Below are 12,024 nucleotides of genomic sequence, written 5' to 3'. Positions count from 1 at the left end.
CCGCCCCCACACACCCGCACCCGCACCCGCGCCCGCACCCGCACCCGAATCGAACAGGCCCCTCAGGTCGTAGACCGCCGCCTACGAGCCCCCGGCCGCCGCTCACTCGGCCGCGTCACCGGATCCCCGGCCTCGACCGCCGCCGCCCGCCGCTTCAACCCGAAGTCGGCGAGAGCCTCCGTCAGCTTGTGCACGGAGGGCTCGGGCGCCATGACGTCGACCCGCAGCCCGTGCTCCTGGGCGGTCTTCGCGGTGGCCGGCCCGATACACGCGATGATCGTCACGTTGTGCGGCTTCCCGGCGATACCGACCAGGTTCCGCACGGTGGACGACGACGTGAAGAGCACGGCGTCGAAGCCGCCGCCCTTGATCGCCTCCCGCGTCTCCGCCGGCGGCGGCGAGGCCCGCACGGTCCGGTAGGCGGTGACGTCGTCGACCTCCCACCCGAGCTCGATGAGCCCGGCGACCAGCGTCTCGGTGGCGATGTCGGCCCGGGGCAGGAACACCCGGTCGATCGGGTCGAAGACCGGGTCGTACGGCGGCCAGTCCTCGAGGAGACCCGCGGCCGACTGCTCACCGCTCGGCACGAGGTCGGGCTTCACGCCGAAGGCGATGAGCGCCTTGGCGGTCTGCTCCCCCACCGCCGCGACCTTGATCCCCGCGAAGGCACGCGCGTCGAGCCCGTACTCCTCGAACTTCTCCCGGACGGCCTTGACGGCGTTGACCGAGGTGAAGGCGATCCACTCGTAGCGCCCGGTGACGAGCCCCTTGACCGCCCGCTCCATCTGCTGGGGCGTCCGCGGCGGCTCGACGGCGATCGTCGGCACCTCGTGCGGCACGGCCCCGTAGGACCGCAGCTGGTCGGAGAGCGACGCCGCCTGCTCCTTCGTCCGCGGCACGAGAACCTTCCAGCCGAACAGCGGCTTGCTCTCGAACCACGACAGCTGGTCGCGCTGGGCGGCGGCGGACCGCTCACCGACCACGGCTATCACCGGCCGCCCGCCCTCGGGCGAGGGCAGCACCTTGGCCTGCTTGAGCGTCTGGGCGATGGTGCCCAGGGTCGCCGTCCAGGTCCGCTGCCGGGTCGTCGTACCGGCGACGGTGACCGTCATCGGGGTGTCGGGCTTGCGCCCGGCCGCGACCAGCTCACCGGCGGCGGCACCGACGGAGTCCAGGGTCGTCGACACGACCACGGTCCCGTCGGACGCCCCCACCTCCGTCCAGCACCGGTCGGAGGCCGTGCGCGCGTCGACGAACCGCACGTCGGCGCCCTGCGCGTCGCGCAGCGGCACACCGGCGTACGCGGGCACGCCGACGGCCGCGGCCACACCGGGCACGACCTCGAAAGGCACCCCCGCGCGGGCACAGGCCAGCATCTCCTCGGCGGCGTACGCGTCGAGCCCGGGGTCCCCGGACACCGCACGCACGACCCGCCTGCCGCCCCGCGCGGCCTCCATGACAAGATGTGCGGCATCCCGTACAGCGGGGACAGGAGCGGTTGTTGACGTGCCGTCAACGACTGTCAGTTGGGGCGCGCCCGTGCCCGGAACCGGAGCCGAGGACGACTCCGTGTCCGTGTCCACGACGGCGACGCCCGACCGAGCGTGGACGCGCACGACGTCGAGCACTTCGTGCCCGGCGACGAGGACGTCCGCGTTCGTGAGCGCCTCGACGGCGCGCAGGGTCAGCAGTCCCGGATCTCCGGGTCCGGCACCGAGGAAGGTGACGTGCCCGTGTTCAGGACCGGCGGGAAGGGTGGTGGGGCTCACTGTGCTCGCTCCCCCATCAGACCGGCCGCGCCCTGGGCAAGCATGCCGGCCGCGAGTTCACGGCCGAGCGCCATTGCCTGGTCGTGCGACTCGGGCACGGGACCGGTGGTGGACAACTGCACCATGCGCGAGCCGTCGGTGGTGCCGACGACGCCCCGCAGGCGCATTTCCTTGACAATCTGCCCGTCGGCCAGCAGGTCGGCCAGCGCGCCCACAGGGGCGGAGCAGCCGGCCTCCAGGGCGGCGAGCAGTGACCGTTCGGCGGTCACGGCGACCCGAGTGAACGGGTCGTCGAGCTCGCCGAGCGCTGCGATCAGGTCCGCGTTGTCCGCGGTGCACTCGATCGCGAGTGCTCCCTGGCCGGGAGCGGGCAAAACCGTGTCGACCGAGAGGAAATCGGTCACTTCGTCGATACGGCCGATGCGCTGCAACCCTGCCGCAGCCAGCACCACCGCATCCAGCTCACCATCGCGCACGAACCGCACCCGGGTGTCGATGTTCCCCCGGATCGCAACCGTCTCGATATCAAGCCCGTGCACGCGGGCGTACGCGTTCAGCTGGGCCATGCGCCGGGGCGAACCGGTACCGATCCGCGCGCCCCGGGGCAGGTCGGTGAACTTCAGGGCGTCCCGGGCGACGATGACGTCCCGCGGGTCCTCGCGCAGCGGTACGGCGGCCAGGGCCAGCTCGTCCGGCTGCCCGGTCGGCAGGTCCTTCAGCGAGTGCACCGCGAGGTCGACCTCGCCCTTGAGCAGGGCTTCGCGCAGCGCGGTCACGAACACGCCCGTGCCGCCGATCTGCGCGAGCGCCTCCCGCGACACATCGCCGTACGTGGTGATCTCGACGAGCTCGACGGGCCGCCCGGTCACCTGGCTCACGGCCTTCGCCACCTGCCCGGACTGGGCCATGGCGAGCTTGCTCCGCCTGGTCCCGAGCCGTAGCGCCTTGGTACTCATGCCGACCCTCGGCCTTCCTCATCGGTGGTGCTGTCCTCGGCGCGGGAGACGGCGGCCACCGTCTCGGGGTCGAGGTCGAACAGGGTCCGCAGCGCGTCCGCGTACCCGGCACCGCCGGGTTCGGCCGCGAGCTGCTTGACCCGTACGGTCGGCGCGTGCAGCAGCTTGTCGACGACGCGCCGCACGGTCTGGGTGATCTCGCTGCGCTGCTTGTCGTCGAGCCCCGGCAGCCGCCCGTCGAGCCGGGCGATCTCACCGGCGACGACATCGGCGGCCATGGTCCGCAGCGCCACGACGGTGGGCGTGATGTGCGCGGCCCTCAGTGCGGCCCCGAACGCGGCGACCTCGTCGGCGACGATACGACGCACCTGGTCGACGTCGGCCGCCATGGGAGCGTCCGCCGAGGCCTCGGCCAGCGACTCGATGTCGACGAGCCGCACCCCGGCCAGCCGGTGCACGGCGGCGTCGATGTCCCGGGGCATGGCGAGGTCGAGCAGGAAGAGCGAGGGAGCGGGCCGCGGAATCTCCGCCACCGGCTCCGGCCGCCGCCGCTCGGGCACCCGCCCGATCACCTGGGCGGCAGCGGCGAGCGCGGCGATGGCGTCGGCTTCCTGCCGCGGATCAACGACGGTGACGGACCCCTGCGGCCGAGGCGCGTTGTCCACCCAGGCGGCATGCTGCTCGAGCTCAGAGGCAGCCATCCCGGCCACGGCGGCTTCCCCGAGCACGGAGAACCCGGCGGTGGAGGGCACGGGAGCAAGGTCCAGGGGACAGTCTTCTTCAGCCGCAGAGCCTGCGGTCTGCCGTTCCGCCAAGCCGCGGGCAGATGTGCCGCCTGGGGCGGCTCCCGACCCAAAGCGGGGCGGCACCTCGTCAGCGCCGAGTTGCGCGACCCACCCCCGGCCCGCGTCAACGCCCTGCACAGCCGAAGCAACAGCCTCAGCCGTGAGCACCAGCCCCGTCGCCCCCGTACAGGACACCACGACATCGGCACGTGTCAGCTCGTCCGACACCGAATCCATCGGTACCGCACGAGCAACCACGTCCCCGGCGTCATTGAGGATCTCCGCAAGCCGCTCAGCCCGCTCAGCGGTCCGGTTGGCGACCACGATCTCGGAAACACCCACCCGCGCCAGCGTCGCCGCCGCCAGCGAGGACATCGACCCGGCCCCGATGACCAGCGCCTTCTTCCCCGCCGCCCAGTCCGGCACCGCCGTACCGGAAGCCAGCTGCTCCAGCCCGAAGGTCACCAGCGACTGCCCGGCCCGGTCGATCCCGGTCTCGGAGTGCGCCCGCTTGCCCACCCGCAGCGCCTGCTGGAAGAGATCGTTCAGCAACCGCCCGGCGGTGTGCAGCTCCTGCGCCCGGGCGAGGGAGTCCTTTATCTGCCCGAGGATCTGCCCCTCTCCTACGACCATGGAGTCGAGCCCACAGGCCACGGAGAAGAGGTGATGGACGGCCCGGTCCTCGTAGTGCACGTACAGATAGGGAGTGAGCTCGTCGAGCCCCACCCCGCTGTGCTGGGCGAGCAGCGTCGACAGCTCGGCCACGCCCGCGTGGAACTTGTCCACGTCGGCGTACAGCTCGATCCGGTTGCAGGTGGCGAGCACCGCCGCCTCCGCGGCCGGCTCCGCCGCGACCGTGTCCTGGAGCAGCTTCACCTGGGCATCGACATGCAGCGCCGCCCGCTCCAGCACGCTGACCGGTGCGCTGCGGTGGCTCAGTCCGACGACGAGGAGACTCATGCCGGCATCACGGCGGGTACGTCCCCGTCGGGCCCTTTGTCGGCGGAGGAGGCGGAAGCGGCAGCGGACGCACCGCGGCCGGCCCCGGTGACCGGCCCGGCGCCGTCGGAGCCGGCGGCCTCCTCGCCGGCCTTGCGCTGCTCGTGGAAGGCGAGGATCTGCAGCTCGATGGAGAGGTCGACCTTGCGCACGTCGACGCCGTCCGGCACGGACAGCACGGTCGGCGCGAAGTTGAGGATGGAGGTGACCCCGGCGGCCACGAGCCGGTCGCAGACGGGCTGGGCGGCACCGGCGGGGGTCGCGATGACACCGATGGACACACCGTTGTCCTCGATGATCTTTTCCAGGTCGTCCGAGTGCTGCACCGGGATGCCCGCGACGGGCTTTCCGGCCATCGCCGGATCGGCGTCGATCAGCGCGGCCACCCGGAATCCACGGGACGCGAAGCCGCCGTAGTTGGCCAGAGCCGCGCCGAGATTGCCGATACCGACGATCACAACCGGCCAGTCCTGGGTCAGGCCGAGTTCGCGGGAGATCTGGTAGACGAGATACTCGACGTCGTAGCCGACACCGCGCGTTCCGTAAGAACCCAGGTAAGAGAAGTCCTTGCGCAGCTTCGCGGAGTTGACCCCCGCGGCCGCGGCCAGTTCCTCGGAGGAGACCGTGGGTACCGAGCGCTCCGACAGCGCGGTCAGGGCTCGTAGGTACAGCGGAAGCCGGGCGACGGTGGCCTCGGGAATCCCTCGGCTACGGGTCGCCGGTCGGTGAGTTCGGCCAGTTGCCACGGTGCTCCTGCGGGTAGAGCGGGGCTGTGGGCGGTCATGCGTCCCCGGACCGCCCCGTCGAATGCAGGCTATGTCTTTGTGAACGCGTGCACAAAGATGGTGTCCGATTTGCCCGGCCAACGTGACCGGGGTCACGCGCGTCTCTCTCGGAGGCAAAACCGCACACTTCCCTCATCAATCCCGCCCCCGAAGACCAAGTCACCATCGATCCTAGGCGACCAACGGGACCAGTTGGACTAGTCGGTCAGGGCCTTGCGCAGACGATCCTCGTCCACCCGCCAGAAGGTGTGCTGCTCCCCGTCGACGAGCACGACGGGGATCTGTTCCCAGTACTGGTCGTGGAGTTGAGGATCCTCGCTGATGTCCTTGTGCTCCCAGGGAACCCCGAGATCTCCACACACCTTCTCGATCACCGACTGTGCGTCATCACACAGATGACAGCCGGGCTTGCGGATCAGGGTGACGACCCGGTCCTCGGGTGCCCGGGCCGGCCTGCGGCGGAAAATAGGACTCATGCCGGCCATTCTCCCGCCTGATTAACGGCGGAGTCTCGGAGAGTTCACACCCTCCAAACCTCACGACTCCGGAACCCCCGAACAGACTGGCTATGCTCACGCCATGGCCGCTCTCGGATGGCTCACTCCCCGTAGGCGCTCCGCCACGGCGCGGAGCGTGTTGGCAGGCGAGGCCTCGGCGGAGGCCGCGCGCAAGTCGGTGCCCGAAGAGGAACCCGCGTTCCCGGTCCTCGGCGACGACAAGGCAGCCGCGTTCTTCGACCTGGACAACACCGTGATGCAAGGTGCGTCCCTCTTCCACTTCGGCCGCGGCCTGTACAAACGGAAGTTCTTCGAGACCCGCGACCTCGCCCGCTTCGCCTGGCAGCAGGCCTGGTTCCGGCTGGCCGGCTCCGAGGACCCCGAGCACATGCAGGAGGCCCGCGACTCCGCCCTGTCCATCGTCAAGGGCCACCGCGTCGCCGAACTCCAGTCGATCGGCGAGGAGATCTACGACGAGTACATGGCCGAGCGCATCTGGCCGGGCACCCGCGCCCTCGCCCAGGCCCACCTGGACGCCGGCCAGAAGGTGTGGCTCGTCACAGCGGCCCCGGTGGAGATCGCCCAGGTGATCGCGCGCCGGCTCGGCCTCACCGGCGCCCTGGGCACGGTCGCGGAGTCGGTGGACGGCGTCTACACGGGCAAGCTGGTCGGCGAACCGCTGCACGGCCCAGCGAAGGCGGAGGCGGTCCGCGCCCTGTCCGCGGCGGAGGGCCTGGACCTGTCCCGCTGCGCCGCCTACAGCGACAGCCACAACGACATCCCGATGCTCTCCCTGGTCGGCCACCCCTACGCGATCAACCCGGACAGCAAGTTGCGCAAGCACGCCCGTCAACTCGACTGGCGCCTGCGCGACTACCGCACCGGCAGGAAGGCCGCGAAGGTCGGCATCCCGGCGGCGGCCGGAGTGGGCGCGGTGGCGGGCGGCACGGCGGCGGCGATCGCGCTGCACAAGCGCCGCCGGTAACCAGGCAAACACACCAATCCACGGGTTTTGCCCGCGTAACGCCGTGTCCAGCGACATTGGCTGCACACGGCCACAACACGCCCCGTTCCATGACAGAACGCGACCGTTTCCGATCAACAACCGGTCACTCTGCGGTACTTGATGGGGCACCAATCGGTTACAGAAGCGACGTAATCGATGAATAGAGCAACTGGGTGTAGCAGGGCCTGCACTAAGCGTTATTCTCCTCAGACGCAATCCGGTACCCCTTCCGTCGCTACGACGGGTGAACGGTCCCGCACTGCACGTGATGGAAGCTCTGCCTCTGGGAGTCCCGTGTACCCACACGTCGGGGTTGACGCCTCGGGCCTGGCTACGCTGCGCGCAACGGTCCAGGACCTGTTGCGCGGCTTCGTCCCCACCGCGTACGCCGTCCCCGCCCTCGCCGTAGCCACGGCACCGATCGGCCCGTGCTACGCACTGGCCGAAGGTTCCGCGGCCGTCGGCAGACGAGGGCGTTCGACCGGTGCCGCCACCGCCCGCCGTCCGGCCGCGGACAGCGACAGCGCCCGCATGATGGACCTGGTCGAACGCGCCCAGGCCGGCGAGGCCGACGCCTTCGGCCGCCTGTACGACCAGTACAGCGACACGGTGTACCGGTACATCTACTACCGGGTGGGAGGCAAGGCCACCGCCGAGGACCTGACGAGCGAGACGTTCCTGCGCGCGCTGCGCAGGATCGGCACCTTCACCTGGCAGGGCCGCGACTTCGGCGCCTGGCTCGTCACCATCGCGCGCAACCTCGTCGCCGACCACTTCAAGTCGAGCCGCTTCCGCCTGGAGGTCACCACCGGCGAGATGCTCGACGCCAACGAGGTGGAGCGCTCACCCGAGGACTCCGTCCTGGAGTCCCTCTCCAACGCCGCGCTGCTCGACGCCGTCCGCCGGCTCAACCCGCAGCAGCAGGAGTGCGTGACCCTCCGCTTCCTCCAGGGCCTCTCGGTCGCCGAGACCGCCCGGGTCATGGGAAAGAACGAGGGCGCCATCAAAACCCTGCAGTACCGGGCCGTGCGCACCCTGGCCCGACTGCTCCCGGACGACGCCCGCTGAGAGCGGTCGCCCGAGCACACCCCCGGTAATCGCCAACTCGCTCTCGGTGAAAGTCCGTTGACTCCCCGATCCGATCATCCGCAGTCCGTAACCCAAGTGCCGCGCCGCTCGTTGTGCGGGATGCAGGCTCCCTGTGGTCACTCCCTGGCCGACTTCGATCACCCGATCGAGTGCTTGTGGTCAGGGTGTGCAACCCTCAGGACCCCCTGGGGAGTCGACCGTCATGACGAGAGGAGGTGCCGCCAGTGATCGCGAACGTATCGGCGCACCGGCGGGCGAACGCCTTCGCCCAGGCCCTGGAGGAGCAGTCCGACCGGGACCCGGCGGCCGAGCAGTCCGAAGGACACCCGCCGGCCGGCGCGGAACACACCGGGCAGGACCGCCTGCTGACCCTCGCGGAGTGTCTCGGCGAGCTGCCCAGGCCCGAGCTGGACCCCGAGGTCAAGGTCGTGCAGCGGGCCCAGCTGGTGGCCGCGATGGAGGCCATGCTGCTGGAGGGCGCCGGGCCCGAGCCCGCGGTCCCCGAGCAGCGCTCCCACCGGGCCAAGGGCGCGCACCGGGCGAGTGGGCTGGGCAAACTGCGACCGCGTTCCCGGCTCACCAAGGGCCTGGCCGCGGGCGGCCTGAGCGTCGGAGTGGCCGCCGGCGCCTTCGGCGGAGTCGCCGCGGCCAGCTCGGACGCGCTGCCCGGGGACTCGCTGTACGGCCTCAAGCGCGGCATCGAGGACTTCAAGCTCAACTACCTGTCCGACGGGGACGACGAGCGCGGTGTCGCCTACCTCGACCAGGCCTCCACCCGGCTGAGCGAGGCCCGCCGGCTGATGGAGCGCGGCCGGGGCGGCCACCTCGACCACGAGTCCGTGGGCGAGATCCGCCGCGCCCTGTCCGGGATGCAGCACGACGCCTCCGAGGGCCACCGGCTGCTGCACGAGGCGTACGAGCGCGACCCGAACTCCCTGGGCCCCATCCAGGCCCTCGCCGGCTTCTCGCGCTCGCACCGCGAGGCCTGGGGCGCGCTCCGCGAGCGGCTCCCCGTGCAGCTCGGCGATGTCAGCGACCAGGTCTCGTCGGTCTTCGACGCCATAGACCAAGAAGTCGCCCCGCTCGAGTCCCTGCTCCCCGAGGCCCCGGCCCAGGGTGGCGGCAAGGGCGGCGGTCAGCGCCAGGGCTCCGGCTCGGGATCCTCGGACACCTCGACCGGCTCCGACCGCTCCACACCCCCGGGCACCGGCGGCTCCGCCGAGCACAACGGCGGCGGCAACCCCAGCAAGGCGGCCCCCTCCGGCAGCCACGACGACGGCCTCCTGGGCGGCAACACCGGCGGCCTCCTGGACCCCCCGAAGTCCACCGACACCACCACCCCGACCTCCCCGTCCCCCTCGGCCGACCCGGACGTCACCCTCCCGCCGCTCCTCCCGGGCCTCCTGCCGGGCCTGGGCCTCAACGGCGAGGACGCGAACTAGCTCTTCCCGTATGACGATGGGGGCGCCCTTTCCACAAAGGGCGCCCCCATCGTCGTACGGCACAAAACCTCAGAAGAACACCGACCTGCGCTGCACCAGCAGCTTGTAGAGCGTGTGCTGGATCTGTTCCCTCACTTGGTCCGTGAGGTTGAACATCAGCATCGGGTCCTCGGCCGCCTCCGGGGGATAGCCGTCCGTGGGGATCGGCTCGCCGAACTGGATCGTCCACTTCGTCGGCAGCGGGATCGCGCCCAGGGGGCCCAGCCACGGGAAGGTCGGGGTCAGCGGGAAGTACGGGAAGCCCAGCACGCGGGCCAACGTCTTCGCGTTGCCGATCATCGGGTAGATCTCCTCCGCGCCCACGATCGAGCACGGGATGATCGGGGTGCGCTGGCGCAGGGCCGTGGAGACGAAACCGCCCCGGCCGAAGCGCTGGAGCTTGTAGCGCTCGCTGAAGGGCTTGCCGATGCCCTTGAAGCCCTCCGGCATCACCCCGACCACCTCGCCCTGCCCGAGCAGGCGTTCCGCGTCCTCCGCGCAGGCCAGGGTGTGACCGAGCTTGCGGGCGAGTTCGTTGACCACCGGCAGCATGAACACCAGGTCCGCCGCGAGCAGCCGTAGATGCCGGCCGGCCGGGTGGTGGTCGTGGACGGCGACCTGCATCATCAGCCCGTCCAGCGGCAGCGTGCCCGAGTGGTTGGCGACGATCAGCGCCCCGCCCTCCGACGGGATGTTCTCGACACCCTTCACCTCGACCCGGAAGTACTTCTCGTACACCGGCCGCAGCAGGGACATCAGGACCTGGTCGGTGAGTTCCTCGTCGTACCCGAAGTCGTCGACCTCGTAGTCCCCGGTGAGGCGCCGGCGCAGGAAGTTGAGACCCCCCGCGATCCGCCGTTCCAGACCGCCCTCGTCGTGCGCCTGCTGCGGCGGCTCTTCCTCACGCGTCACAGGAACATCATCCTGCGCGGAAGCCCTGCTGGGCAGGGGCTGGACCTCACGGACCAGCGCGGGCTCGGGCCCCTTGCGCCGGCTCCCCGCGCTCCGGCGCCGCTGCGGCCGCTGTACGGCGCCCGCGCGGGACCGGTCGTCGTCGAACGGAATGACCTTGGCGTCCGCCATCGTTGATGCGCTCCTCAGTTGGCGCTCTGCGTCGGTGGGTGGCTGCCACCCGCGAGGGGCAGCGCGGCGATCCGGTCGACGGCTCCCGCGACGGCCTCCGGCGGCAGCAGTCCGGGGCCCTGGCTGCGCGCGAAGTCCGCGAAGGTCTCCGCCGTCGTGTACTTCGGCCGGAATCCGAGCGTCTCACGCATCTGGACCGTCGACACGACCCGGCCGTGGGTCAGCAGCCGGATCTGCTCGGGCGAGAAGTCCGTCACCCCCAGCGTACGCACCAGCGACCCGGCCCAGGTGACGGCCGGCAGCAGCAGCGGCACCGTGGGCCGCCCGAGCCGCCGGGAACACTGCGACAGCAACAGCACGCCGTCGCCCGCGATGTTGAAGGTGCCGCTGTTGAGCGTGCCCCGCTCCGGCTCGTGCGAGGCGATCCTGAGCACCTCGATCACGTCGTCCTCGTGCACGAACTGAAGCCGGGGGTCGTACCCGAGCACGGTCGGCAGCACCGGCAGCGCGAAGTACGAGGCGAGCGGGGTGTCCGCCGTCGGCCCCAGGATGTTGGCGAACCTGAGCACGCACACGGCCACGTCCGGGCGCCGCCGCGCGAACCCCCGCACATACCCCTCGACCTCGACCGCGTCCTTGGCGAAGCCCCCGGACGGCAGGGACTTGGGCGGGGTGGTCTCCGTGAACACGGCCGGATCCCGGGGCGCCGAGCCGTACACGTTCGTACTGGACTTCACCACGAGCCGCTGCACGTTCGGCGACTTCTGACACGCCCCGAGCAGCTGCATGGTGCCGATGACGTTGGTCTCCTTGACCGTGGTCCGGCTCCCGCTGCCCAGCGCCATCGCCGTCACATCCAGGTGTACGACGGTGTCGGCGGCCGTCTCGGCCAGCACCCGGGCGATACCGGGCTGCCTGATGTCGGCCTGGATGAAGTCGGCACCGCCCAGATGGTGTTCGGGCGCGACCGCGTCCACGGCGATCACCCGGTCGACCTGCGGGTCACGCTGGATGCGTCGTACGAAGCGGCCGCCCAGCTGTCTGGCCACCCCGGTCACGAGCACGACCTTTCCCAAGATCAGCGCCTTCCTTCCAGCCGTGGTCCGGCCCTGGTGCCGCCCTGATACGGCACCGGTCCTGTGCCGCGTTCCCCGTGTGCGGCCAACTTAGCGGGTCGATGTTGCGCTGTGATGACCGCCCGCTGCGCGAGGTGACGACATCCAGCCCACCGCCACACTCCCGACACGCATGTGGCCCCCCACCGGCATTGGGTGGGGGGCCACAGACACGCTGCTTGCGCGGCGTCGCCTTACTTCTTGTTGCGACGCTGAACGCGCGTGCGCTTGAGCAGCTTGCGGTGCTTCTTCTTAGCCATCCGCTTGCGCCGCTTCTTGATAACAGAGCCCACGACTACCCTCGCTCACTTCTCATCACTCGGTGCTGGGCATCATGGGCCCACACGACCTACGAGGGGCTAGCCTACCCGCCCGAGCGCTGAGGTCGTAATCGAGGTGAACCGGGGAGATCGGGCAGGGGGTCCGCGAGTGCCCTGAGGCCCCCATGGACCTCCCCGG

General features: G+C 70.7%; 11 protein-coding genes. 3 read left to right on the top strand and 8 right to left on the bottom strand.

What is annotated here, in order from left to right; translation table 11 throughout:
* Positions 1–62: 62 nt before the first annotated feature.
* The 5 genes from AC2XR2_RS25655 to AC2XR2_RS25635 form a co-directional block, all read right to left on the bottom strand.
* On the bottom strand, positions 63–1,769 hold the full coding sequence (locus tag AC2XR2_RS25655) for a bifunctional uroporphyrinogen-III C-methyltransferase/uroporphyrinogen-III synthase (RefSeq protein ID WP_381305306.1): 1,707 nt from the start codon (positions 1,767–1,769) through the stop codon (positions 63–65).
* Positions 1,766–2,725, bottom strand: coding sequence for a hydroxymethylbilane synthase (gene hemC / locus AC2XR2_RS25650; protein WP_330265187.1), 960 nt, complete (start codon positions 2,723–2,725; stop codon positions 1,766–1,768). The genes AC2XR2_RS25655 and hemC overlap by 4 nt, the downstream gene beginning before the upstream one ends.
* Complete coding sequence (locus AC2XR2_RS25645; protein WP_491516407.1) at positions 2,722–4,470, bottom strand: glutamyl-tRNA reductase; 1,749 nt, start codon at positions 4,468–4,470, stop codon at positions 2,722–2,724. Before AC2XR2_RS25645 ends, hemC begins: the two co-directional genes overlap by 4 nt.
* On the bottom strand, positions 4,467–5,255 hold the full coding sequence (locus AC2XR2_RS25640) for a redox-sensing transcriptional repressor Rex (RefSeq protein WP_330265189.1): 789 nt from the start codon (positions 5,253–5,255) through the stop codon (positions 4,467–4,469). Before AC2XR2_RS25640 ends, AC2XR2_RS25645 begins: the two co-directional genes overlap by 4 nt.
* A gap of 236 nt (positions 5,256–5,491) precedes the next feature.
* On the bottom strand, positions 5,492–5,779 hold the full coding sequence (locus AC2XR2_RS25635) for a glutaredoxin family protein (protein ID WP_491516406.1): 288 nt from the start codon (positions 5,777–5,779) through the stop codon (positions 5,492–5,494).
* Positions 5,780–5,873: 94 nt separating this feature from the next.
* Here AC2XR2_RS25635 and AC2XR2_RS25630 point away from each other — a divergent pair, with 94 nt between their 5' ends.
* From AC2XR2_RS25630 to AC2XR2_RS25620, 3 genes are all read left to right on the top strand, one after another.
* Positions 5,874–6,776, top strand: coding sequence for an HAD family hydrolase (locus AC2XR2_RS25630; protein WP_330265191.1), 903 nt, complete (start codon positions 5,874–5,876; stop codon positions 6,774–6,776).
* Positions 6,777–7,091: 315 nt separating this feature from the next.
* The gene (locus tag AC2XR2_RS25625; protein ID WP_028809350.1) at positions 7,092–7,865 is read left to right on the top strand and encodes an ECF subfamily RNA polymerase sigma factor, BldN family; all 774 of its coding nucleotides are present in this window, start codon (positions 7,092–7,094) and stop codon (positions 7,863–7,865) included.
* A 245-nt stretch (positions 7,866–8,110) separates the two neighbouring features.
* Positions 8,111–9,328, top strand: a complete 1,218-nt coding sequence (locus AC2XR2_RS25620) for a DUF5667 domain-containing protein (protein WP_491516405.1) — start codon at positions 8,111–8,113, stop codon at positions 9,326–9,328.
* A gap of 69 nt (positions 9,329–9,397) precedes the next feature.
* Here AC2XR2_RS25620 and AC2XR2_RS25615 read toward each other — a convergent pair whose 3' ends face one another.
* The 3 genes from AC2XR2_RS25615 to AC2XR2_RS25605 all read right to left on the bottom strand — a co-directional run bounded on the left by AC2XR2_RS25615 (position 9,398) and on the right by AC2XR2_RS25605 (position 11,858).
* Positions 9,398–10,450, bottom strand: a complete 1,053-nt coding sequence (locus tag AC2XR2_RS25615) for a lysophospholipid acyltransferase family protein (RefSeq protein WP_330265193.1) — start codon at positions 10,448–10,450, stop codon at positions 9,398–9,400.
* Between the two features lie 14 nt (positions 10,451–10,464).
* Positions 10,465–11,526, bottom strand: a complete 1,062-nt coding sequence (locus AC2XR2_RS25610; RefSeq protein WP_330265194.1) for an NAD-dependent epimerase/dehydratase family protein — start codon at positions 11,524–11,526, stop codon at positions 10,465–10,467.
* Positions 11,527–11,759: 233 nt separating this feature from the next.
* Positions 11,760–11,858, bottom strand: a complete 99-nt coding sequence (locus AC2XR2_RS25605; protein WP_003948845.1) for a 30S ribosomal protein bS22 — start codon at positions 11,856–11,858, stop codon at positions 11,760–11,762.
* Positions 11,859–12,024 lie beyond the last annotated feature (166 nt).

The sequence above is a fragment of the Streptomyces sp. LS-MS-L19 genome, from assembly GCF_058382285.1.
Note: the sequence above shows the minus strand (reverse complement) of the source record. Positions and strands in the feature narration are given on the sequence as shown.

Excerpts from the sequence above, each read along its gene's own strand:
- hemC (WP_330265187.1), bottom strand. The coding sequence starts at position 2,725 with ATGAGTACCAAGGCGCTACGGCTCGGGACCAGGCGGAGCAAGCTCGCC.
- AC2XR2_RS25645 (WP_491516407.1), bottom strand. The coding sequence starts at position 4,470 with ATGAGTCTCCTCGTCGTCGGACTGAGCCACCGCAGCGCACCGGTCAGC.
- AC2XR2_RS25635 (WP_491516406.1), bottom strand. The coding sequence starts at position 5,779 with ATGGCCGGCATGAGTCCTATTTTCCGCCGCAGGCCGGCCCGGGCACCC.
- AC2XR2_RS25630 (WP_330265191.1), top strand. The coding sequence starts at position 5,874 with ATGGCCGCTCTCGGATGGCTCACTCCCCGTAGGCGCTCCGCCACGGCG.
- AC2XR2_RS25615 (WP_330265193.1), bottom strand. The coding sequence starts at position 10,450 with ATGGCGGACGCCAAGGTCATTCCGTTCGACGACGACCGGTCCCGCGCG.